The organism is Pseudomonas veronii (genome assembly GCF_001439695.1).
GTDB lineage: Bacteria > Pseudomonadota > Gammaproteobacteria > Pseudomonadales > Pseudomonadaceae > Aquipseudomonas > Aquipseudomonas veronii.
In genome coordinates, this window is sequence record NZ_JYLL01000002.1 from 60614 (window position 1) to 82624 (window position 22011).

General features: G+C 60.7%; 22 protein-coding genes. 14 read left to right on the forward strand and 8 right to left on the reverse strand.

All coding sequences use genetic code 11. From position 1 onward, the window contains the following. Positions 1-9 precede the first annotated feature (9 nt). The gene (locus tag TU80_RS02805; RefSeq protein WP_162231523.1) at positions 10-903 is read right to left on the reverse strand and encodes a DMT family transporter; all 894 of its coding nucleotides are present in this window, start codon (positions 901-903) and stop codon (positions 10-12) included. A 160-nt stretch (positions 904-1063) separates the two neighbouring features. Here TU80_RS02805 and TU80_RS02810 point away from each other — a divergent pair, with 160 nt between their 5' ends. After that, the gene (locus TU80_RS02810) at positions 1064-2488 is read left to right on the forward strand and encodes an aminotransferase-like domain-containing protein (RefSeq protein WP_026139808.1); all 1425 of its coding nucleotides are present in this window, start codon (positions 1064-1066) and stop codon (positions 2486-2488) included. A 110-nt stretch (positions 2489-2598) separates the two neighbouring features. Here the strand turns inward: TU80_RS02810 and ppsR are convergent, their stop codons facing one another. After that, complete coding sequence (ppsR, locus tag TU80_RS02815) at positions 2599-3417, reverse strand: posphoenolpyruvate synthetase regulatory kinase/phosphorylase PpsR (protein WP_046382423.1); 819 nt, start codon at positions 3415-3417, stop codon at positions 2599-2601. A 178-nt stretch (positions 3418-3595) separates the two neighbouring features. On the opposite strand from ppsR, the gene ppsA reads away from it, so the two are divergent. The 8 genes from ppsA to TU80_RS02855 all read left to right on the forward strand — a co-directional run bounded on the left by ppsA (position 3596) and on the right by TU80_RS02855 (position 11695). Continuing rightward, positions 3596-5971: a phosphoenolpyruvate synthase gene (gene ppsA, locus TU80_RS02820; protein WP_026139809.1), complete on the forward strand. Its 2376-nt coding sequence runs from the start codon at positions 3596-3598 to the stop codon at positions 5969-5971. A 105-nt stretch (positions 5972-6076) separates the two neighbouring features. Beyond that, positions 6077-7066, forward strand: coding sequence for an alpha/beta fold hydrolase (locus TU80_RS02825; RefSeq protein WP_057003805.1), 990 nt, complete (start codon positions 6077-6079; stop codon positions 7064-7066). 188 nt (positions 7067-7254) lie between these two features. Further along, the gene (rraA, locus tag TU80_RS02830; protein ID WP_017845207.1) at positions 7255-7746 is read left to right on the forward strand and encodes a ribonuclease E activity regulator RraA; all 492 of its coding nucleotides are present in this window, start codon (positions 7255-7257) and stop codon (positions 7744-7746) included. Positions 7747-7771: 25 nt separating this feature from the next. Continuing rightward, positions 7772-8767 (forward strand): zinc transporter ZntB, encoded by a 996-nt coding sequence (locus TU80_RS02835; protein WP_017845208.1) that lies wholly within the window; start codon positions 7772-7774, stop codon positions 8765-8767. A gap of 86 nt (positions 8768-8853) precedes the next feature. Further along, the gene (locus TU80_RS02840) at positions 8854-9099 is read left to right on the forward strand and encodes a hypothetical protein (RefSeq protein ID WP_005790375.1); all 246 of its coding nucleotides are present in this window, start codon (positions 8854-8856) and stop codon (positions 9097-9099) included. A gap of 2 nt (positions 9100-9101) precedes the next feature. Further along, entirely contained in the window at positions 9102-9926 is an 825-nt protein-coding gene (locus TU80_RS02845; RefSeq protein WP_017845209.1) for a mechanosensitive ion channel family protein, read from the forward strand. 87 nt (positions 9927-10013) lie between these two features. Beyond that, complete coding sequence (sigX, locus tag TU80_RS02850; RefSeq protein ID WP_046382425.1) at positions 10014-10604, forward strand: RNA polymerase sigma factor SigX; 591 nt, start codon at positions 10014-10016, stop codon at positions 10602-10604. Between the two features lie 107 nt (positions 10605-10711). After that, complete coding sequence (locus TU80_RS02855; RefSeq protein WP_046382426.1) at positions 10712-11695, forward strand: OmpA family protein; 984 nt, start codon at positions 10712-10714, stop codon at positions 11693-11695. Between the two features lie 60 nt (positions 11696-11755). On the opposite strand, the gene cobA is transcribed toward TU80_RS02855, so the two are convergent. The 5 genes from cobA to TU80_RS02880 all read right to left on the reverse strand — a co-directional run bounded on the left by cobA (position 11756) and on the right by TU80_RS02880 (position 17458). After that, on the reverse strand, positions 11756-12499 hold the full coding sequence (gene cobA / locus TU80_RS02860) for a uroporphyrinogen-III C-methyltransferase (RefSeq protein WP_057003806.1): 744 nt from the start codon (positions 12497-12499) through the stop codon (positions 11756-11758). A 26-nt stretch (positions 12500-12525) separates the two neighbouring features. Continuing rightward, positions 12526-14196 carry a bifunctional protein-serine/threonine kinase/phosphatase gene (locus tag TU80_RS02865; protein WP_046382428.1) on the reverse strand — a complete coding sequence of 557 codons (1671 nt, stop codon included), beginning with the start codon at positions 14194-14196 and terminating at the stop codon, positions 12526-12528. Next, a complete protein-coding gene (locus tag TU80_RS02870) occupies positions 14196-15407 on the reverse strand; it encodes a nitrate/nitrite transporter (RefSeq protein ID WP_017845214.1) in 1212 nt (403 codons plus the stop codon). Before TU80_RS02870 ends, TU80_RS02865 begins: the two co-directional genes overlap by 1 nt. Positions 15408-15642: 235 nt before the next feature. Beyond that, a complete protein-coding gene (locus TU80_RS02875; RefSeq protein WP_046382429.1) occupies positions 15643-16218 on the reverse strand; it encodes an ANTAR domain-containing response regulator in 576 nt (191 codons plus the stop codon). Positions 16219-16231: 13 nt separating this feature from the next. Continuing rightward, positions 16232-17458: a CmpA/NrtA family ABC transporter substrate-binding protein gene (locus TU80_RS02880; protein WP_017845216.1), complete on the reverse strand. Its 1227-nt coding sequence runs from the start codon at positions 17456-17458 to the stop codon at positions 16232-16234. 273 nt (positions 17459-17731) lie between these two features. On the opposite strand from TU80_RS02880, the gene sctC reads away from it, so the two are divergent. The 5 genes from sctC (at position 17732) to TU80_RS02905 (ending at position 21558) form a co-directional block, all read left to right on the forward strand. Next, a complete protein-coding gene (gene sctC, locus TU80_RS02885; protein WP_057003807.1) occupies positions 17732-19198 on the forward strand; it encodes a type III secretion system outer membrane ring subunit SctC in 1467 nt (488 codons plus the stop codon). A gap of 14 nt (positions 19199-19212) precedes the next feature. Then, on the forward strand, positions 19213-19428 hold the full coding sequence (locus TU80_RS02890) for a FliM/FliN family flagellar motor switch protein (RefSeq protein ID WP_017845218.1): 216 nt from the start codon (positions 19213-19215) through the stop codon (positions 19426-19428). Between the two features lie 168 nt (positions 19429-19596). Continuing rightward, entirely contained in the window at positions 19597-19974 is a 378-nt protein-coding gene (locus TU80_RS02895) for a winged helix-turn-helix domain-containing protein (RefSeq protein ID WP_057003808.1), read from the forward strand. A 7-nt stretch (positions 19975-19981) separates the two neighbouring features. Further along, entirely contained in the window at positions 19982-20443 is a 462-nt protein-coding gene (locus TU80_RS02900) for a transglycosylase SLT domain-containing protein (RefSeq protein ID WP_057003809.1), read from the forward strand. Between the two features lie 86 nt (positions 20444-20529). Then, positions 20530-21558: a quinone-dependent dihydroorotate dehydrogenase gene (locus TU80_RS02905; RefSeq protein ID WP_046382434.1), complete on the forward strand. Its 1029-nt coding sequence runs from the start codon at positions 20530-20532 to the stop codon at positions 21556-21558. A gap of 124 nt (positions 21559-21682) precedes the next feature. Here the strand turns inward: TU80_RS02905 and rmf are convergent, their stop codons facing one another. Then, positions 21683-21898, reverse strand: coding sequence for a ribosome modulation factor (gene rmf, locus TU80_RS31255; RefSeq protein WP_002553055.1), 216 nt, complete (start codon positions 21896-21898; stop codon positions 21683-21685). Between the last annotated feature and the right edge of the window lie 113 nt (positions 21899-22011).

The window sequence follows — 22011 nt, forward strand, 5'->3', positions numbered from 1 at the left end:
CAAAGAGGCTCAATTTTTCTTGGCCATGAGTTTTTCGATGGGCAACTTGGTGATCGCAAAACCGGCCAGCAGAATGGCCGAATACAGCATGAGGTCGCGGGAAATCGCCACGCCTTCGTACCAGGCGCCGATGATCACCGCGAACACCGGGAAGATGATGAACACGAACGAGAGGATGATCGGGCTCAGGCGCTTGAGCAGCATGAAATACACGATGAACCCGCCCACCGATGCGACCAGGCCCAGGTAGAACAGGGCGCCCCACGAACGCAGGGTGATGGCTTCGAAAGTCGGTGTTTCAAACCACAGGCCGGCGACGAACAGCATCAGCCCGGCGATCCCGATGGGCAGTGTGTTGTAAGTGATCACGCTGATGGCGCTGCCTTTTTGCTTGGTAATGACGTAGCACAAGGCATGCATGATCGCGGCGCTCAGAATCGCCAGTACCCCGAAGAACTCGGCGTGGTCCAGGTGCAGGCCCTGGCTCCTGATGATCATGTAAAGGCTGCCGAAGCCGATACCGATGCCGACCACCTGGGAAAAGTAGATGCGCTCGCGCAGGAACAGCGCGGAGAAAATCAGGATGAACACCGGCATGCAACTGAACAGCAGCGCGGTGAGGCCGGACGAAACATGCATTTCGCCGTAGTTGAGCAGGTAATAGGGCACGCTGAAGTAGGACAGGGTCACGAACACGAAGAACCAACGGCTTTCCCGAGGGAACAGGATTGGCTCGCGGCGCACCATGGCAAAACACAGGAACAGCGGGAACGCGATCAGGAAGCGCAAGCCGGCGGAGGTCAGCGGCGGCACGCTCTCCACGGCGATTTTGATGCCGAGCCAAGTGGTACCCCAACTCAGGCAAACGATGAGAAACATCACACTGGTCACCAGGCCGGCCAACCACTGTTTTTGAGTTTTGGTTTTTGCAGCGTTTTCGAGAACGGCGGACATTGGCATCGTTTATTGCTTCCCTGAGCCGGAATTGAACTCTATATTGAACTTGTAATGAGTTATTTTTTTCGGCGATTGAACCCGTAAAAGCACACTATTAGGGCTAAAGATGGCTGTCAAAACAAATATTGACATGGTGTCAATTATGCGTGAGGGGTTGTCCAATGGGCAGGGCGTCAAGTACAAGCGCCTGTCCGATGTCATGGAACGGGGCATCCTCGAGGGCTTGATTGAACCGGGACGGAAACTGCCGCCCCATCGGGTACTTTCCGACAATCTGGGGGTGACCATCGGCACCATCAGCCGGGCCTACGGCGAGCTGGAACGCCTGGGGTTGGTGGTGGCACGGGTAGGTGACGGCACGTTCGTGCGCAAGCGTGGGATGGAGCGCCAACGGGATGAAGGTTTCCGCAACTTCAGCGAGGAGCCGCGCCAATACTTCGACATGAGCCGCAACATGCATATCCCGGGGCAGGAGACGGTGTTCCTGGCGCAGAGTTTCCAGACCCTGTCGACCAACGCCAAGTTTCTCCAGGATATCAGTGCCTACACGCCGGACGCCGGCCTGCCGCGTTACCGCGAAGCGGGTGCGCAGTGGCTGGTGCAGCGCGATTTTCATCCCATCCCCGAGCAGGTCATTTGCGTCAACGGCGGCCAGCACGGGTTGCTCTGCGCGATGATGGCGCTGCTGCGCGCCGGCGACACGGTGGTCACCGAACAATTGACGTATCCAGGGCTGATCACCGCCGCGCGCATGCTCGGTGTGCGCTTGATCGGCCTGGAGATGGATGACGAAGGTGTGCTGCCCGGGGCACTCGATGAAGTCTGTCGCAATCACCGGGTTTCGGCGTTGTACTGCACGCCCACCATCCAGAACCCGACCACTGCCGTGTTATCGGTCGCACGCCGCGAGGCGCTGGTCAAAGTCTGTCGTGAGCACAACCTGCTGATTCTTGAGGATGAAGCCCACGGTGTGCTGGTGGAAGACCGACCGCCGCCCCTGAGTTATTTCGCGCCCGAGCGTACGATTTTGATCAGCAGCTTGAGCAAGGCCGTGTCGGCGGGGCTGCGTGTCGGCTATGTGCATGCGCCGCCGGCATTGGTCAGCCGTATTTCAGCGGCGCTGCGTTCGACCTGCTGGATGGCCACGCCGGTGACCCTGGAGTTGGCGACCCAGTGGATCGAGAACGGCACGGCGGAATACCTGCTGCGCCAGCAGATCAACGAGATCAGCCGACGCAAGGCGTTGGTGCAGGGCCTGTTGGCCGGCCTGGAATACCGCACGCACCTCAATAGCCCGCACTTCTGGATTGAAGTCCCGGAGCCTTGGCGAGCGTCGGAAATCGAGGCGGAACTCAAGCAGAATAATTACCTGATCGCCACCGCCGAGGCGTTTGCCGTGGGGCAGACCGCAGTGCCGCAGTTTATCCGGGCGAGTATCTGCAATACGTCGGGAGATGATCAGTTGTTGCGGGCGGGGTTTGATGCGCTGGCCACTGCGTTGGGGCAGGGCGGTGGGCGCTTCCACCTTTAGGCGGGTTCGCCGAGTTATCGTTCATCGTGAGCACGCCAGCTCCCACCTTTGGAATGCATTTTCCTGTGGGCGCGGGCTTGCTCGCGATGGTGTCGGTTCAGACAAACAGATTATTTAAAGCGGCGTTCGACGCCTTTCTCCACCAGAATTTTCGCCGAGATCTCTTCCACCGAGAAATGCGTGGAATTGATGTGCGCAATGTTCTCTCGACGGAACAGATTTTCCACTTCGCGCACTTCGAATTCGCACTGGGCATAGCTGGAGTAGCGGCTGTTGGGCTTGCGCTCGTTGCGGATGGCCGTCAGGCGGTCCGGGTCGATGGTCAGCCCGAACAGCTTGTGCGAATGCGCGCGCAGGGCCGTCGGCAGCGTCAGGTGTTCCATGTCGTCTTCGGTCAGCGGGTAGTTGGCCGCGCGGATGCCGAATTGCATGGCCATGTACAGACAAGTCGGGGTCTTGCCGCAGCGCGACACGCCCACCAGGATGATGTCGGCCTTGTCGTAGTAGTGGGTGCGGGCTCCGTCGTCGTTGTCGAGGGCGAAGTTCACCGCCTCGATACGCTCCATGTAGTTGGAGTTATGCCCAATGGAATGGGACTTTCCGACGGAATAGGAGGAATGTTCACTCAACTCTTGTTCCAGCGGCGCCAGGAAGCTCGAGAAAATGTCGATCATGAAACCATTGGACGTAGCAAGGATCTCACGAATGTCTTGATTGACGATGGTGTCGAAAATGATCGGACGAAAGCCGTCTTTTTCTGCCGCCAGATTGATTTGTTGTACCATGGCCCGCGCTTTATCCGCGTTGTCGATATACGGCCGCGTGAATTTGGCGAAAGTAACGTTTTCGAACTGCGCGAGCAGGCTTTGGCCCAGTGTTTCGGCTGTGATGCCGGTGCCGTCGGAAATAAAGAAAGCAGATCGTTTCATTTGAGCCCTGGGCCTTAAGCTGATGGCGAATCTTGGATATGATAGGCGCGATTTTGCCGTCCCTCTGTGGGCCGCATTCTCACTTATTTTCCAGGTCCAGGCCACAAGCGCTGGCGAATGCTCCTACTGAGCAGCCGGCGTCCTGAGCTTTTCCAATACAGAAAGTGGAGAGATCACCTTGGTAGAGTACGTAGTTTCCCTCGATAAGCTCGGCGTCCATGATGTGGAGCACGTAGGGGGCAAGAACGCATCCCTCGGCGAGATGATCAGTAATCTTGCAGGCGCTGGCGTCTCGGTGCCAGGTGGTTTTGCCACCACCGCCCAGGCTTACCGTGATTTTCTCGAACTGAGCGGCCTCAACGCCCAGATCCACGCCGCGCTGGACGCTCTGGACGTCGATGACGTCAACGCCCTGGCCAAGACCGGCGCCCAGATCCGTCAGTGGATCATGGAAGCCGAGTTCCCCGAGAAACTCAACGAAGAAATCCGCACGGCGTTCGCCACGCTGTCGGCCGGCAACCCGGACATGGCTGTCGCCGTGCGCTCCTCGGCCACCGCCGAAGACTTGCCCGACGCCTCTTTCGCGGGCCAGCAGGAGACCTTCCTCAACATCCGCGGCGTGGAAAACGTGATCCGCGCAGCCAAGGAAGTGTTCGCTTCGCTGTTCAACGATCGCGCCATTTCCTACCGCGTACACCAAGGTTTCGACCACAAGCTGGTGGCCCTGTCTGCCGGCGTGCAGCGCATGGTGCGTTCGGAAACCGGCACCGCCGGTGTGATGTTCACCCTGGATACCGAATCGGGCTTTCGTGACGTCGTGTTCATCACCGGCGCCTACGGCCTCGGCGAAACCGTCGTACAAGGCGCGGTAAACCCGGACGAATTCTACGTACACAAGGGCACCCTCGCAGCGGGTCGCCCGGCCATCCTGCGCCGTAACCTGGGCAGCAAGGCCATCAAGATGATCTACGGCGACGAGGCCAAGGCCGGTCGCTCGGTGAAAACCGTCGACGTGGATAAGGCCGAGCGCGCGCGCTTCTGCCTGACCGACGCTGAAGTCAGCGAGCTGGCGAAACAGGCGATGATCATCGAGAAGCACTACCAGTGCCCGATGGACATCGAGTGGGCCAAAGACGGCGACGACGGCAAGCTGTACATCGTGCAGGCGCGTCCGGAAACCGTGAAGAGCCGCACTTCGGCCAACGTCATGGAACGCTACCTGCTCAAGGAAACCGGCACTGTGCTGGTGGAAGGCCGCGCCATCGGTCAGCGCATCGGCGCCGGCAAGGTGCGGATCATCAAGGACGTGTCCGAGATGGACAAGGTCCAGCCCGGTGACGTGCTGGTCTCCGACATGACCGACCCGGACTGGGAACCCGTGATGAAGCGCGCCAGCGCCATCGTCACCAACCGTGGCGGGCGTACCTGCCACGCGGCGATCATCGCCCGTGAACTGGGGATTCCTGCGGTAGTCGGTTGCGGCAACGCCACCCAACTGCTCAAGGATGGCCAGGGTGTGACCGTGTCCTGCGCCGAAGGCGATACCGGCTTTATCTTCGAAGGCGAGCTGGGCTTCGACATCAAGCAAAACTCCATCGATGCGATGCCTGACCTGCCGTTCAAGATCATGATGAACGTCGGCAACCCGGACCGTGCCTTCGACTTCGCGCAACTGCCGAACGCCGGTGTGGGCCTGGCTCGCCTGGAATTCATCATCAACCGCATGATCGGCGTCCACCCCAAGGCCCTGTTGAACTACGACGGCCTGCCGCCGGAAATCAAGGACAGCGTCGACAAGCGCATCGCTGGCTACAACGACCCGGTGGGCTTCTATGTCGAGAAGCTGGTGGAAGGCATCAGCACCCTGGCCGCGGCGTTCTACCCGAAAAAGGTCATCGTGCGTCTGTCGGACTTCAAGTCCAACGAATACGCCAACCTGATCGGCGGCAAGCTCTACGAGCCGGAAGAAGAAAACCCGATGCTGGGTTTCCGTGGCGCCTCGCGTTACATCAGCGAAGCGTTCCGTGATTGCTTCGAGCTCGAGTGCCGCGCCCTCAAGCGCGTGCGCAACGAGATGGGCCTGACCAACGTCGAGATCATGGTGCCGTTCGTCCGTACTCTGGGCGAAGCGAGCCAGGTGGTGGACCTGCTGGCCGAAAACGGCTTGTCCCGTGGTGAAAACGGCCTGCGCGTGATCATGATGTGCGAGCTGCCATCCAACGCCATTCTGGCCGAAGAGTTCCTGGAGTTCTTCGACGGTTTCTCCATCGGCTCCAACGACCTGACCCAGCTGACCCTGGGCCTGGACCGCGACTCGGGGATCATCGCGCACCTGTTCGACGAGCGTAACCCTGCGGTCAAGAAGCTGCTGGCCAACGCCATTCAGGCCTGTAACAAGGCCGGCAAGTACATCGGCATTTGCGGCCAAGGCCCTTCCGATCACCCTGACCTGGCCAAATGGCTGATGGAACAGGGCATCGAAAGCGTCTCGCTGAACCCCGATTCGGTGCTGGAAACCTGGTTCTTCCTGGCGGAAGGCCAAGCGTCCGCCTAAGGTCGACGCGTCAAAAGTGCCGGTCAATCGTCAGGTTGGCCGGCATTCTTATCTGTACAGGGCGGAACTCCTTCCGGACGCCGCCCTTTTTTGTGCAAGAGCATTATGCAAAGCAGCAGCAACCTGTTTCCCGTCGCCCTGATCAGCGCTGAACGTCGTGGCGACCTGAGTGAAGATGTGTACCGGCTCAAACCCGGCAACAGTCCCGACGGCACCGTCGAGCTGGCCGTGACGCGTCTGGGCCTGGCCGATGTCGCGCAAAACCGCGGCATCCCTGTGATTTTGTTACATGGCAGCTTTTCCAACCGGCGCTTCTGGTACTCGCCCAAAGGCGTCGGCCTGGGCGCCTACCTGGCACGCCAGGGGTTCGATGTGTGGATACCGGAAATGCGCGGCCACGGCCTGTCCAAGCGCAATCAGGACTACACCCGCAATCGGGTCGCGGACTACGCCCGCTACGATTTGCCGGCCATCGGTGCGTTCGTGCGCGAACAGAGCGCGCAGATTCCCCACTGGATCGGGCATTCCCTGGGCGGCACCACCCTGGCGGCGGCCTTGGGTGGCCAGTACCTCGGTGCGCCGGCGGTGGCTTCAGTGGCGCTGTTCGGCAGCCAGGTCAGTCGCACCTACTGGCCGTTGAAAATTCCACCGCTGGAGTGGGGCGCTCGCTTGCTCCTGAAGCGCTTTGGCCAGTTGTCCGGCCCGCGGCTCAAGCGCGGCCCCGAGGACGAGCCGGTGGGCGTAATGATCGAGACCATGCGCTGGCATGGCCTCTTCGGCCGGTTTGGCGAGGCTGGTCGTGATTGGTGGAAAGGCCTGGCGGAAGTCGACGTGCCGCTGCTGGTCGTCAGTGCCGCCGGCGACCAGCAGGACCCGGACTGGGCCTGCCGCAAGCTGTACGAACAAGTCGGCTCGGCGCCGCGGCAATACCTGCGCCTGGGGCGCCAACAAGGTTTTACCGGGGATTTCGGGCATGTGGAGATGTTGGTCAGCAAAGCGGCCCAGGCCGAGGTCTGGCCGTTGGTGGCGCAATGGCTGAAAGATCCGCTGACACCATTGTTGGGTGCTCAGGCTGATGCATTGGTCGTAGTTTGACGCAGCGCTCTGCCAAGGGCGTTTCGCTCGTCTTTGGTTGCGGCTAAGATATGACGCGTTAAATGCTTCTGGTCATATTCAGTCGCGCAGTGGCTATTGCGTAACGGCGAAACGGATGGGATGTTTTGCTGCTGCTTCGGCCGGCGCCTCTTTCGAAAGACACGTCTTTGACAGAAAGGAAATTTTCAATGAACCACTACGTCACTCCCGATCTTTGCGACGCCTACCCGGAACTGGTGCAGGTGGCCGAGCCGATGTTCAGCAACTTCGGCGGCCGCGATTCCTTTGGCGGCGAGATCGTCACCATCAAATGCTTCGAAGATAACTCCCTGGTCAAGGAGCAGGCCGACCAGCCAGGCGCCGGCAAGGTGCTGGTGGTCGACGGTGGTGGCTCCCTGCGTCGCGCGCTGCTGGGCGACATGATCGCCGAGAAAGCCGCGAAAAACGGTTGGGAAGGGCTGGTGATCTACGGTTGCATCCGGGATGTCGACGTCGTCGCCCAGACCGACCTCGGCGTGCAGGCGTTGGCTAGCCACCCGATGAAGACTGACAAGCGCGGCATTGGCGACTTGAACGTGGCAGTGACCTTTGCCGGTGTGACATTCCGTCCGGGTGAATACATCTACGCCGACAATAATGGCGTGATCGTGTCGCCCAGCCCGCTGAAAATGCCTGAATAAACCGCAATAACCGACAGGGGTGAGGATGTTCGAGGAAGAAAACGCGCAGTGGGGCCTGGTGCATGCCCTGGTGCTGGATGGTAAAGGCGGTGCGCGTTCGATTGCCCGAACTGAGCTTGACCAATTGCAACTGCAGCCCCAGGAAAGCCTGTGGCTGCATTGGGATCGCAGCCACCCGCAAACCCAGACTTGGCTGCGCAAGGCCAGTGGCTTGAGTGAGTTCGCCTGTGACCTGCTGCTGGAGGAGAACACCCGCCCGCGCCTGTTGCCGTTGCCGGACGCGGAACTCCTGCTGTTCCTGCGCGGGGTCAACCTCAACCCTGGCGCCGAGCCGGAAGACATGGTTTCGGTGCGTATCTTCGCCGCTGCCAGCCGGGTGATTTCCCTGCGCTTGCGCCCGTTGCGCGCCACCGATGAGTTGCTGGTGCAGTTGGCGGATGGCAAGGGGCCAAAAACCGCGTCTGAACTCATCCTGTATATGGCGCAGTACCTGACGCACAAAGTCCAGGACCTGGTGTCCGACCTGTCTGAAATCGTCGACGTAGAGGAAGAAAAACTCGATACCGACGAACGGTATACCCCGGAGCATGGCAGCATTTTGCAGATCCGTCGGCGAGCGGCCGGGCTCAAGCGATTCCTGGCGCCGCAGCGGGATATCTTTGCCCAACTGACGCGGATCAAATTGTCGTGGTTCTGTGATGACGATGCCGACTATTGGAACGAATTGAACAACAGCCTGACCCGCTACCTGGAAGAACTCGAATTGACCCGGGAGCGCGTGGGGCTTGTGCTGGAGGCCGAAGATCGGCGCCTGAGCGTACGCATGAACCGTACAATGTACCGCTTCGGGATCATCACCGGGATCTTCCTGCCGATGAGTTTTCTGACCGGCTTGTTAGGTATCAATGTGGGGGGCATACCGTTCTCCGCCAGCCCTTATGGATTTGTGATTGCCTGCCTGTTGATGGTCTCGGTGGCGCTCGGACAATGGTGGCTATTTCGACGATTGCGCTGGGTTTGAGCTGAATATGACCTGAACGTAGGAAGGGGCCGATGTGACCTCAGGAATTTAACCCTCGTCTTTTAAATCACTTGCGAGAGGTCTTTATGCACGATCCGTTCGAACAGTCTTTGCGTGACATGCTCAATGCTTCGCCATCCAACCGGGATGACGATGCCTGCCTGGGCCGCGTGTTGAAAACCGCCAACCGTCAGGTCGGGGCGGGGGATCTGTTCGGTCTGCTCGGTCGTTGGCTGCCGGCGTTGATGATGGCCCTGAACAATGGTTCGGCCCACGTCTCGCCGGTTTCCCGTCGTAAACCTCTTGCTCGCACTGCTGATAAGGCTGATTGAATATGGAACTTGATCTCTGGACCCAGAGCCTGGTCACCGCGATGACCGCATTGTGGACCAAGGTGGCGAATTTCATTCCCAACCTGTTTGGGGCGCTGGTCCTGGTATTGCTGGGTTTTGTCGTGGCCAAGCTGCTCGACACCCTGCTGTCCAAGCTGCTCGCCAAACTCGGTCTGGACCGTTTGATGGCAGGCACCGGCCTGACCAAGCTGCTCGGCCGCGCCGGGCTGCAAGTGCCGATCTCGACCTTGATCGGCAAGATCGTTTACTGGTTCGTTTTGTTGATTTTTCTGGTTTCTGCGGCTCAATCCCTTGGCCTTGAGCGAGTTTCAGCTACGCTGGACATGCTGGCACTGTATTTGCCGAAGGTATTCGGCGGCGCGCTGGTGCTTCTCGTCGGCGTTTTGCTCGCACAATTAGCCAACGGGTTGGTACGCGGGGCCGCTGAAGGGGTCGGGCTGGACTACGCGGCAGGCCTGGGGCGAATCGCCCAGGGGCTCGTGATCATCATCAGTATTTCCGTCGCGATCAGCCAGTTGGAGGTCAAGACTGACCTGCTCAACCACGTGATTGTGATTGTTTTGATTACCGTTGGTCTGGCCGTTGCGCTGGCCATGGGTCTGGGAAGTCGGGAAATTGCCGGTCAGATTCTGGCGGGAATCTATGTGCGTGAGTTGTATCAGGTAGGGCAGCACGTGCGTGTGGGCGAGGTCGAGGGGCAAATCGAGGAGATCGGTACGGTCAAGACAACTGTGCTGACTGATGACGGCGACCTGGTGTCGCTGTCCAATCGGATTCTCCTGGAGCAGCAGGTCAGTAGCCGCTAACCCGGCAAACCCTGCTAATGTACGCCGCCGCGAACCCGGGTGACCGGGCTGTGGCGGACATTGACCTGACTGTCGGCACGACTTGTTTTGAATAAAGCCCAAACGCTGTCCACGCGCTATGACCCCCGTGAGCTCTCTGATGAGGAGTTGGTCGCGCGCTCGCACACGGAGCTGTTTCACGTAACACGCGCGTATGAAGAATTGATGCGCAGATATCAACGCACTCTGTTCAACGTTTGTTCAAGGTATTTAGGGAACGATAGAGATGCGGATGATGTCTGTCAGGAAGTGATGCTCAAGGTGTTGTATGGCCTGAAGAACTTCGAGGGCAAATCGAAGTTCAAGACCTGGCTCTACAGCATCACGTACAACGAGTGCATCACGCAGTATCGTAAGGAACGGCGAAAGCGTCGCTTGATGGACGCCTTGAGTCTGGACCCCCTTGAGGAGGCGTCTGAAGAAAAGACGCCGGCACCCGAGGAGAAGGGCGGACTTGATCGCTGGTTGGTGCATGTGAACCCGATTGACCGCGAAATTCTGGTGCTACGTTTTGTCGCAGAGCTGGAATTTCAGGAAATCGCTGACATCATGCATATGGGTTTGAGTGCTACAAAAATGCGTTACAAACGTGCTCTTGATAAATTACGTGAGAAATTTGCGGGCGAGACTGAAACTTAGTGCGTGGCAAATATCTCTTACGTGTAGGCAAGTTCTGTTAGACTTGTCGCCGAGTTGTCCCCCGGTTTGTGGGACTGCTTTACAATCACCAGATGGGGATTTAACGGATGAAACTGAAAAACACCTTGGGCTTGGCCATTGGTTCTCTTATTGCCGCTACTTCTTTCGGCGTTCTGGCACAAGGCCAAGGCGCAGTTGAAGGCGAGCTGTTCTACAAGAAGCAGTACAACGATAGCGTCAATCATATCGAAGACGGCTTCAACCCAGGCGCTCGCATTGGTTATTTCCTGACCGACGACCTGTCGTTGGACTTGTCCTACGACAAGACCAACCACACCCGTTCGAACGACGGTACCGGTAGCCAGAAGATCAAAGGCGATACCACCAGCCTCGTGGCCCAGTATCACTTCGGTCAAGCTGGCGTCGACTCCCTGCGTCCATACGTAGAAGGCGGTGTCGGTCACCAGAGCCGTGGCAACGTTCGTGCTGACGGCCACAGCGGTCGCGACCAAACTACCCAGCTCATCGCTGGTACTGGCGTGAAGTACTACTTCACCAACAACCTGTACGCTCGTGCCGGTGTTGAAGCTGACTACGCACTGGACAACGGCAAGTGGGATTACTCCGCACTGGTCGGCCTGGGTGTGAACTTCGGCGGTAACGCTGGCGCAGTTGCTCCAGCTCCTACCCCAGCACCAGCTCCAGAGCCAGTTGCAGAGCCAGAAGCACCGGTTGCTAACGTTGTTCGTGTTGAGCTGGACGTTAAGTTCGACTTCAACAAGTCCGTGGTTAAGCCTAACAGCTACGCCGACGTGAAAAACCTGGCTGACTTCATGAAGCAGTACCCAGCTACCCACGTAGAAGTGGCTGGTCACACTGACTCCGTGGGCCCAGACGCCTACAACCAGAAGCTGTCCCAGCGTCGTGCTGACGCTGTTAAGCAAGTCCTGGTTAAAGACGGCGTAGCTCCTAGCCGCATTAGCTCGGTAGGTTACGGCGAATCCCGCCCAGTTGCTGACAACGCAACTGAAGCTGGCCGCGCTATCAACCGTCGCGTAGAAGCTGCTGTTGAAGCTCAAGCTGCTCAGTAATTACTGAGTAGTAGAAAAAAACCCGGCTTCGGCCGGGTTTTTTTTCGCCTGGGGTTTGCCTCAGGCGCTGGCTGCCGCTGCGACGCTCGCTGCTTGCGAGGTGGCGGCGACACTGCCGATCACCAGGATCGCCGGGCTCTTCAGGGCGAACGCCTGTGCATCCTCGTGCATCTGCGACAAATGGCTACGGTACTCCCGCTGCTGCGGCAATGAGGCATTTTCGATCATTGCCACGGGCATATCCGCGGCCATCCCGCCTTCCAGCAACTGCTGACGAAGCTCTTCCAGCTTCGCCACCCCCATATAGATCACCAGCGTCGTCCCGCCTTCCGCCAGCGCGCGCCAATTAAGGCTGCTGTCGTCCTGGGTGTGCGCTGTGACCAGCGTCACGCCGCGGCTGACACCACGCAAGGTCAGTGGAATCGCGCAGTTCGTCGCGCCCGCCAGCCCGGCTGTGATCCCGTTGACCAACTCGACTTCGACGCCGCGTTCGCGCAGCCACATCGCCTCTTCGCCACCGCGCCCGAAAATGCACGGGTCGCCGCCCTTGAGCCGTACCACGCACTTGCCCTGGCGGGCGTAGCGCAACATCAGGCGGTGGATGAAGTCCTGCGGCGTTGAGCGGCAGCCCCCACGTTTACCGACGGTGATCACCCGCGCTGCCGTGCAGTGTTCCAGTACCTGCGGGTTGACCAGATCATCGATCAGCACCACATCGGCGCAGTTCATCGCCCGAACCGCCTTGAGGGTCAACAGCTCCGGGTCGCCAGGGCCCGCGCCCACCAGCCAGACTTTTGCGTTCATGTGTTTTCCCTCGTCTAGAGATGACGTCAGCGGTGAAAGAGTAAGTAAAGAAGCGTCAGATTGATCAGCATCGAGAGCAACCCCAGGGTGCGCCAGACCTTCAAGGGTTCCCGCTCCAGCAACGGCCGGGGGCGGACACTCAGTTCCCGTCGGTCTGCCTGCTCCAGCACCAGCAGCCATTCTTCGGCGGTTTCATAGCGTTGTGCAGGTTGAGCCGCCACCGCGCGCTCGAGGCTGAGCGGTAACCAGTCCGGCAGGTCGGGGCGGTAGCGGCTGGCGCTGACCGGTTGGGTGAATCTGGGCCGTTGGAAAGCCTCAATTTCACCGTAGGGGTAATGCCCAGTCAGCAAGTAATACAGGCTGACACCTACGCTGTATAAGTCTTGTTGGGCTGTGGGACGGTCGCCCTGGAACGCTTCGGGCGCGATAAAGCTTGGTGTGCCGGGCAGTACATGCGCGCGATCCTCGGAGAGACCCGGGCAGTAGGCCAGGCCGAAATCCAGTACGCGCAACTCACCATCGTCACCCAGCAGCAGGTTCTCCGGTTTGATGTCACGGTGCAGTATTTGCCGACGATGCAACAGACCCACCGCCCGCAGTAAACGTTCGGCCACGAATTGCCATTGCGCCAGGGGCAATGGGCCCTGTTGCAGGAATAATTGCGCCAGGGTTTGCCCCGGATATTCACGCATCACGTAGTACAAGTGCTGACGCCCGCTGGCCGCGTGGACTTCAGGAAACGCGCGCCCGGCCACCCGCCGCAGAAACCATTCCTCCGACAGCAAGGCTTGACCGGCGTCGTTGTCATCGTCACGGCTGAGGGGCAGGGTTTTCAGCAACCAGGGTTGCTGCTGGGCATCGCGGACCCGGTACAGCAACGACTGGCGGCTCTGCGCCAATACGCTTTCCACCTGCCAGCCTTCGAACTGTTGCCCGGCTTTCAGCGCGGGTGGCAGCGGCCATTGCTGCAATTGCACCAGCGCGTCGCCCAGGGTCGCGGCGCCGAGTTTATCGATGCGTACCAGCAGGGCACTGGCGTTGTCCTGGCTGCCGGCCAAGTGTGCGGCGGTGACCAGGGTGTGTACCGCCAGATCGAGGTCGGTCTGCTCGCGCAGGATCGCACTGATGCTGTGATCACCCAAAGTCGCCCACACCCCATCGCTGAGCAGCAGGAAGCATTCGCCCTCGCGCAATTGGCCGTCGAGAAAATCCAGCACCAGGTGTTGATCCAGGCCGAGCGCGCGCTTGAGCACATGCTGCATGCCCGGCTGTTCCCATACATGATCTTCACTGATGCGCTGCAATTCGCCGTCCAGCCAGCGATACGCCCGGCAATCGCCGACGTGGGCCAAGGTGAAGCGTTGCCCGCGAAACACCAGGGCACTGAGGGTGGTCAGCAACGGCTGGCCACCGCCATTGGCCCGCAGCCAGCGATTCTGCGCGAGCAATAGACGTTCGAGCGCCTGGGCCACGCCCCAGGTTTGCGGCGTGGCGTAATAGTCCAGGGCCAGCGCCTGCAAGGTCGAGCGTGCGGCCAGACCGCCGTCGGCGCATTGGCTGACACCGTCGGCGATGGCGCACAGGTAACCCTTGCTCGCGGCCAGCTCCGCCAGGGGCGTGACCACGCGCAGGGCGTCCTGGTTCTCGGCGCGCGGGCCGATGGCGCTGGCCTGGGCGACGCTCAGGTGCAGGCTCATCAGACGCGCGCGGCGGTCACGGCAGCCGAGCCCCAGGTGGTTCTCCAGCGGCGCTTGACGCCGTGCAGGCCGAACCAGGCCAGTACGCCAAGGCTGGCGAACAACCACAGGGCCAGTTGATAGCTGCCGGTGCTTTGTTTGATCGCACCCATGCCTGCTGCCAGGGCGAAACCGCCGATACCGCCGGCCATGCCGATCAGGCCGGTCATTACACCGATCTCACGGCGGAAACGCTGGGGCACCAACTGGAACACCGCGCCATTACCGGCGCCAAGGCCGAGCATGGTGCAGACGAACAGTGCCAGGGCCGCGTAGGAGCTGGGCAAGTTGAAACCCACCGCAGCGATGCAGATCGCCGCCACGCTGTACATGCCCAGCAACGTGCGAATCCCGCCGAAACGGTCGGCCAGGGCGCCGCCGAGTGGGCGCATCAGGCTACCGCCGAACACGCAGGCGGCGGTGTAGTAGCCGGCGGTTACCGGGCTCAGGCCGTATTGGTCGTTGAAGTAGCCGGGCAGGGCGCTGGCCAGGCCGATAAAGCCGCCGAAGGTCACGCTGTAGAAAAACATGAACCACCAGCTGTCACGGTCGCCGAGGGCCTTGAAGTAATCGGCCATGGATTTGGCCTTCGGGCGTTCGGGGGCATTGCGCGCAAGCCAGGCGAAGATGATCAGGGTCAGGATCAACGGAATCAGGGCGAAACCGAACACATTGCTCCAGCCGAACGCCGCTGCAAGCACCGGTGCCAATATGGCTGCGAACACAGTGCCCGAGTTGCCGGCGCCGGCGATGCCCATGGCTTTGCCCTGGTGCTCCGCGGGATACCACTGGGACGCCAACGGTAGGGCGACCGCGAAGGACGCTCCGGCCATCCCCAGGCACAGCCCCAGCAACAGGGCTTGTTCATAGCTGTGGATGCCGAGTTTCCAGGCGCCGAAGAGTGCGGCGATCACAATCACCTGGCCGATCAGCCCGGCGGTCTTGGGCGAGAGTCTGTCCGCCAGCATGCCCATCAGAAAACGCAGCACTGCGCCTGCCAGGATGGGGGTCGCCACCACCAGGCCGCGTTGTTGCGTGGTCAGGTGCAGGTCGGCGGCGATCTGCACCGCCAGCGGGCCCAGTAGGTACCAGACCATGAAGCTCAGGTCGAAATACAGGAACGCGGCAAACAGGGTCGGGGTGTGCCCGGATTTCCAGAAGCTTGATTTCATCACGCACCTCAACGGTTGGGAGTCTTGTAAGAAGGCCTGGTGATGGAACAGCCGGCTACGGCCGCCCCACCGGCCCCGTGTCAAAGGGCCAAAACAAAAAAACGCCGCCACCGGGTTCGCGAGGGCAAACCGGGTGTGCGACGTCTTTGTCGTGAAGGGGCAACCGCCGTTGGTTACCTGTGTTGAATACTTAGCAAGTCCTGGGCCAATCTGCCGTAGCCGCTGTCGAGGAGGGTTAGCCCAGCAACTCGCTCATGGCGATGATCTGCTCCGCCACCTGGATCAGTTTCTGCTGGCGGCTCATGGCCTGGCGGCGCATCAGGGTGTAGGCCTCTTCCTCGTTGCAGTTCTTCATTTTCATCAGCATGCCTTTGGCCAGTTCGATGCGCTTGCGCTCGGCCAGCTGTTGATCGCGGGCCTGCAGCTGGGCGCGCAGGGCCTGGTCGCTTTCGAAGCGGGCCATGGCCACGTCGAGGATCGGCTGCAGGCGTTGGGCCTGGATACCTTCGACAATGTAGGCGCTGACGCCGGATTTGATGGCCTGGCGCATGACGTCCGGGTCGTGCTCGTCGGTAAACATCACGATCGGATGCGGTCGGTCGCGGCTGACCAGCACCACTTGCTCCATCACATCGCGGCCGGGTGACTCGGTATCGATCAGGATTACGTCCGGCCGCACCGTTTCGACGCGCGCAGGCAGATCGATGGTCAGGCCCGACTCATCGATCACCTCAAACCCGGCCTCGGTCAGTGCCGCCTTGAGGCGCCCGACCTTGCGCGGTGTGTCGTTGATCAACAGGATTCGCAACATATCGGTCCTCCTGTCAGCGCAAGGCGTGGCGGCTGGTGTGGTCAGCCAGGGCATGCAGGCGGAAGCTGCGGGCGTAGGCGGCGGGGGCGGAGCCATCCCAGATCTTGCCGTCGATCAGTTGGCTGCTGCGCATGTCCTGGACGTTCGCGGTGACGCCGACGGCATCGGCTGCCTGGCGATACAGCTCCAGTTGCTGCACTTGGCGGGCAATGCCGAGGTAGTCCGGGTCTTCGCGCAACAGGCCCCAGCGGCGAAACTGGGTCATGAACCACATGCCGTCGGAGAGGTAGGGCACGTTCACCTCGCCATCGGCGAAAAAGCGCAGTGCGTGGGGATCTTGCCACTGGTTGCCAAGCCCATCGTCGTAAGTCCCGAGCAGACGCGGCTCGATGCAGTCGAGTGGCGCGTCGAGGTACTCGCGGGCGCTGAGCAGCTGCGCGGTGGAACGGCGGTTTTCGTGGCTCGCCTCGATAAAGCGGCTGGCCTCCAGAATCGCCATCACCAGTACGCGGGCGGTGTTGGGGTATTGGTCGACGAACGCTTGGGTGCAGCCGAGCACTTTTTCCGGGTGGTCCGGCCAGATCGCCTGGCTGGTCGCCAGGGTGAAGCCCTGGTTCTGCTTCACCGCACTGGCGCTCCAGGGTTCGCCGACACAAAAACCGTCGATGCGCCCGGCCAATAGGTGCGCCACCATTTGCGGCGGCGGTACCACCACACTGTTCACATCCTGCAATGGATGGATACCTTGGCTCGCCAGCCAGTAATACAGCCACATGGCGTGGGTGCCTGTGGGAAACGTCTGGGCGAAGGTCAGTTTTGTTCGGCTTTGGTGCACGTGGCGATCCAGTGCCTCAGGAGTGACCACCCCTTGCTGTTGCAGGTCGTGGGACAGGTTGATGCTCTGCCCGTTCTGGTTCAGCCCCATCAGTACCGCCATATCGGTGGCGGCCACGCCGCCGATGCCCAGGTGTACGGCGTAGATCAGCCCATACAGGCTGTGGGCGGCATCCAGTTCGCCGCTGACCAGTTTGTCGCGCAGGTTGGCCCACGACGACTGACGCTTGAGGTTCAGTGTCAAGCCATAGGGTTGCGCGAAGCCCTGGGTGGCCGCGACCACCAGCGAGGCGCAATCGCTCAAGGCCATGAAGCCCAGGTCGAGGCTGCTCTTTTCCGGGGCGTCACTGCCGTTGACCCAGGCCAGCGGGTCGTTTATCGGGCTGTTGCCGTCCGAATCGTTCATCAACACCTACCTTTTCGTTCAAAAAAAAGCGTCGCTCCCTCAGATGGCGGCGCGAGCCATTGCGGGTAACGACGCCTTTGTCCGTAAGCCCGCTCCGACGTTGGCGCGCGCTCTGATACAGAGTGCATAGCAAGGCACATGCCACGGGCGGAACGGCGTGTTACGCCGTCAACTTTCCATCAAGATTGAAACGCCACAGGCTTTCAGTATGGCCGCTTCCCTATGCCAGACTGCCCAGGAAACCCCACGGTGTACGCTGATTCTCCGACAACGATGGCCGCCCATCGGCTGTGCCGCTGGCTGTTTTACGCGGTGTTGATGCTGGGCTGTGCGTCTGCCCGGGGTGAGACTTACCAGGCGCGGGACGAAAGCCTGCACACGTTTTTCAGCGCGTTGTCGCTGCCTCTCGGCCTGCCGGTCGTTGTCAGCCGGGCGGCGGCTCGGCAACGCGTAGACGGAACCTACGATTTCAGCCGGGCACAGCAGGTGCTGGAGGCGGTAGCCGAGCAGCATCACCTGATCTGGTACAGCGACGGGCAGGTGCTCTACCTCTACGCAGCAGATGAAGCGAAGAGCTCGGCGGTGACGCTGCGGCATATTTCCGTCTCAAGGCTGCGCGAGTTCATGCGTCGCTCGGGGCTCGATGAGTCCCGCTACCCGCTGCGGGAGAGCGGGGGCCGGATGTTCTATGTGTCCGGGCCGGCGAACTATGTCGACCAGGTGCTGCACCTTACGCAATTGATGGACCGCCAGCGGGCCGCGCTCCGTGTGGGCCAGCAGGCGTTTGGCGTGGTGCAGGTGCTCAATACCCATGTGGCGGACCGCGAGTACGTCATGGGCGAGGAAAAGGTCAATGTGCCGGGCATGGCGTCGCTGATCGAGACCGTGCTTTCCCGCGAACAACAGGCGCCCGCGCAACGGCCGCCCGGCTTGCTGGCCGACAAGAGCCTGGCCGTGATTCCTTACCCGGATACCAACAGCCTGCTGATCAAGGGCAAGCCTGCCCAGGTGCGTTTTATCGAGCAATTGGTGGCGGAGCTGGATGTGCCCAAGCGCGCGATCGAGGTTTCGCTGTGGCTGGTGGATGTGGACCGTGACGAACTGAAGAAAATCGACCAGGCCTGGGCCGAGGAAACCCACACATCAACTTCGGCGACCCGGGTGCTGGAGCCGTTGGAGGACAATCGCCTGATGGCGCAGATCGCCGTGCTGGAGCGACGACGGCGCGCGCGGGTGGTGACACTGCCGGTGATTCTCACCCAGGAGAACGTTCCTGCGGTGTTCCAGGATAACCACACACTCTACGTGCCGGGGCCCGCCGCCGCTCGCACCGACTGGAAACCCATACGCTATGGCACCCAGGTCAGCGCGTTGCCGCGGTTTGCCGAGGCGAACGAGATCGAGATGCTGCTGAGCCTTGAGGATGACCGCCAGATGGGCGAGGCGGGGCGGCGTCAGAAAATGACCGCAGTCGGGCGGGTCAGCGTCAGCAGTGTCGTTCGGATGCCACAGGGGAAACGCCTGTGGTTGGGCGGGTTTCGCCGGGATGTTGATGCGCAGGGGCGTGCCACTGCGCCTGGCCAGCGTGCCGAAGTACGGCTGTTTGTGATTCAGGCCCGGGCCGTGGGCAACGAGCTCAAGACCCTGGATGGCACCGTCGGGCCGCCACCGCTGACTCAGCCGCAATACGAACGGGTGCACCGTGCGTTTGCGCGGTCGATTCGCGATGTCGATCAATGAGGTAGGCGCTCGTCATGCATCTGGAAATTCTTTTGCAGGAACAACTGATCACGCGCAAGCGGCTGGCGTTGTTTGCACCGGGGAAAGTGCTGCCGCTGGCACCGGAGGTCATCCATTGCGTGGAAGTGCGCGTCAACGGTCAGTTACTGGCTCTGGGCGAGCTGGTGCAGTTGGAAGACCGCCTGGGGGTTGAGCTGCTTGAGGTCTACCAGGAGTGGGTATCGCCTTAGTTATCAGTTCCAGTGAGATTTCTTACAAGGCGATTCCGGAAAGCCCTGCTGATATGGGCTTTCTCCTAGGGTGGCTCGGGGAGGCTTTTTTTATAGTCGTGCAGTCGGCGTATGCGCCATTTCTGGAAATCAGGATTTCAATGTCAGTGGTTGGATGCAGAGGTGTGTATGGCCGTGGTGAATGATGGAGGGATGACGATTTCCCTGGTCTTTGGCCGCTGGACCCTGCATGGCGATGGACGCTTGACCGGCGAGGACGCGGATATCCAGTTGCCGCCCAAGGAATGGCAAGTGCTGCGCTTGTTGTTGGTGTCCGGTGGTGCGCTGATGACCAAAGACTGTTTGCTTGAAATGGCTTGGCGCCAGGGGGAGGTGTCGGAGGAATCGCTGACACGCTGCATTTATTCGTTGCGTAAACATCTGCGCGCCGACAAAGGGTTTATCAAGACGATCTATGGCAGGGGCTATCGCTTTACATGCCCGGTGCGGCCAGCCGAGCGCGCCTCGTTGCAGCCCATCGATGTTTGTTCGGCCTGTGGCAGGTAGCCCCGGGATGCGCAATGCGTGGCGCAAGGGCCTGTTGCTGGTGGTGCTGATGGGCAGCAATAAGGCGCTGGCGTATTGTTGGGATGAGGTGGCCACTCGCTACGATCTTGAGCCGGAATTGCTGCAAGCCATTGCTGCCGTAGAGTCGGGTTACCGTGCGGGCGCGATGAATTACAACAATCGCAACGGCACCCGCGATATCGGCCTGATGCAGATCAACAGCATTCACTTGCCCCGCTTGCTCAAACTAGGCATCACCGAAGACCGGCTGTTGAGTGAGCCGTGCCTGTCAATAGAGGTCGGGGCCTCGATTCTTGCCGAGTTCGTTCAGCGCTTCGGCTATAACTGGACGGCCATCGGCGCCTATAACGCAGGCCCGGGGCCTGGTCCACAGCGTGAGGCGTTGCGCTTGCAGTACGCACAGAAGGTCTGGGCCCGTTACGAAGCGTTGGTCGCGCATCGCTACTGACGATTGGGCGGCACGCCTCGCACGCAGGCCGCCAGCCCGGCTATAATCGCCGCCACTTATCGCCGCCATCCGAGTCTAGCCCGCCCATGTATACCCTGGCCCGCCAGCTGTTGTTCAAACTCTCCCCGGAGACTTCCCATGATCTGTCCCTGGACCTGATCGGTGCCGGTGGCCGCCTGGGGCTCAATGGCCTGGTATGCAAGGCACCGGCGAAAATGCCGGTTTCGGTGATGGGGCTCGACTTTCCCAACCCGGTCGGGCTGGCTGCCGGCCTGGACAAGAACGGTACGGCCATCGATGGCTTTGCGCAGTTGGGTTTCGGTTTCGTCGAAATCGGCACCGTGACCCCGCGCCCTCAACCGGGCAACCCCAAGCCGCGCATCTTTCGCCTGCCGGAGGCCGAGGCGATCATCAACCGCATGGGCTTCAACAACCTCGGTGTCGATCACCTGCTGTCGCGGGTCCAGGCGGCGAAGTACAAGGGCGTCCTCGGGATCAACATCGGCAAGAATTTCGATACGCCGGTGGAGCGCGCGGTGGATGACTACCTGATCTGCCTGGACAAGGTCTACGCCCACGCCAGCTACGTCACGGTGAACGTCAGCTCGCCCAACACCCCGGGCCTGCGTAGCCTGCAGTTCGGTGACTCCCTCAAGCAATTGCTCGAAGCCTTGCGCCTGCGCCAGGAAGACCTCGCCGTGCGCCATGGCAAGCGTGTGCCGTTGGCGATCAAGATCGCCCCGGACATGACGGATGAAGAAACCGTGCTGGTCGCCCAGGCCCTGGTGGAGTCAGGCATGGATGCGGTGATTGCCACCAACACCACCCTCAGCCGTGTCGGCGTTGAAGGCCTGGCCCATGGCGACGAGGCGGGCGGCTTGTCGGGCGCTCCAGTGCGTGACAAGAGCACGCACATCGTCAAGGTGCTGGCCGCCGAGCTGGCCGGGCGTTTGCCGATCATCGCGGTCGGCGGTATCACCGAAGGCAAGCACGCGGCCGAGAAGATCGCCGCTGGTGCGAGCCTGGTGCAGCTGTATTCCGGCTTTATCTACAAAGGCCCGGCGCTGATTCGCGAGGCGGTGGACGCGATCGCGGCATTGCCCAAAAAGGCCTGACACACGCCCAATAAAAAGGGCTCCTCAAGAGGAGCCCCTGGGCCGAAGCCCGCCGCCTGGATAGGGCGTGCGTGGTTAAGTCGTTAGCTATATTCGTGCTGGTGTCGGAATTGAATGCCCTTGATTAGCCGACCGCGTGAAGTTCGTTGAGTCTGTGGATGCCCGCAGTGCCTGTCATACCGTCCCAGTTGTCGCCGCGTCCTTCTCGCCAGCCGTTGATCCAGGCTTGGCGTACCGACGGTAGAGTAAATGGGCAAAGCTCACGGGATTTGCCATGAACGCCGTATTGATATCCGCGTAAAAATGCTCTTTCCAACGGATCACGCTTAAGTCTTCTCATAGGGTGTTTCCCTCACTTGTTGACTGTCTTGATATCCTTCGGCCTCGTCTGAGGCCGGGCAGAGTTTTTCTGCCGTTGGTGCGGCCCGCTGCCGGCGTGGCGAGCCAATGTGC

Coding starts and splice junctions, on each gene's coding strand:
- TU80_RS02870 (WP_017845214.1), bottom strand. CDS start 15,407: ATGAAATCAAGCTTCTGGAAATCCGGGCACACCCCGACCCTGTTTGCC.
- cobA (WP_057003806.1), bottom strand. CDS start 12,499: ATGAACGCAAAAGTCTGGCTGGTGGGCGCGGGCCCTGGCGACCCGGAG.
- TU80_RS02875 (WP_046382429.1), bottom strand. CDS start 16,218: ATGTTGCGAATCCTGTTGATCAACGACACACCGCGCAAGGTCGGGCGC.
- TU80_RS02855 (WP_046382426.1), top strand. CDS start 10,712: ATGAAACTGAAAAACACCTTGGGCTTGGCCATTGGTTCTCTTATTGCC.
- TU80_RS02880 (WP_017845216.1), bottom strand. CDS start 17,458: ATGAACGATTCGGACGGCAACAGCCCGATAAACGACCCGCTGGCCTGG.
- TU80_RS02900 (WP_057003809.1), top strand. CDS start 19,982: ATGCGCAATGCGTGGCGCAAGGGCCTGTTGCTGGTGGTGCTGATGGGC.
- sctC (WP_057003807.1), top strand. CDS start 17,732: ATGGCCGCCCATCGGCTGTGCCGCTGGCTGTTTTACGCGGTGTTGATG.
- TU80_RS02895 (WP_057003808.1), top strand. CDS start 19,597: ATGGCCGTGGTGAATGATGGAGGGATGACGATTTCCCTGGTCTTTGGC.
- TU80_RS02905 (WP_046382434.1), top strand. CDS start 20,530: ATGTATACCCTGGCCCGCCAGCTGTTGTTCAAACTCTCCCCGGAGACT.
- TU80_RS02845 (WP_017845209.1), top strand. CDS start 9,102: ATGGAACTTGATCTCTGGACCCAGAGCCTGGTCACCGCGATGACCGCA.
- rraA (WP_017845207.1), top strand. CDS start 7,255: ATGAACCACTACGTCACTCCCGATCTTTGCGACGCCTACCCGGAACTG.
- TU80_RS02835 (WP_017845208.1), top strand. CDS start 7,772: ATGTTCGAGGAAGAAAACGCGCAGTGGGGCCTGGTGCATGCCCTGGTG.
- TU80_RS02890 (WP_017845218.1), top strand. CDS start 19,213: ATGCATCTGGAAATTCTTTTGCAGGAACAACTGATCACGCGCAAGCGG.
- TU80_RS02825 (WP_057003805.1), top strand. CDS start 6,077: ATGCAAAGCAGCAGCAACCTGTTTCCCGTCGCCCTGATCAGCGCTGAA.
- TU80_RS02865 (WP_046382428.1), bottom strand. CDS start 14,196: ATGAGCCTGCACCTGAGCGTCGCCCAGGCCAGCGCCATCGGCCCGCGC.
- rmf (WP_002553055.1), bottom strand. CDS start 21,898: ATGAGAAGACTTAAGCGTGATCCGTTGGAAAGAGCATTTTTACGCGGA.
- ppsR (WP_046382423.1), bottom strand. CDS start 3,417: ATGAAACGATCTGCTTTCTTTATTTCCGACGGCACCGGCATCACAGCC.
- TU80_RS02840 (WP_005790375.1), top strand. CDS start 8,854: ATGCACGATCCGTTCGAACAGTCTTTGCGTGACATGCTCAATGCTTCG.
- TU80_RS02810 (WP_026139808.1), top strand. CDS start 1,064: ATGGCTGTCAAAACAAATATTGACATGGTGTCAATTATGCGTGAGGGG.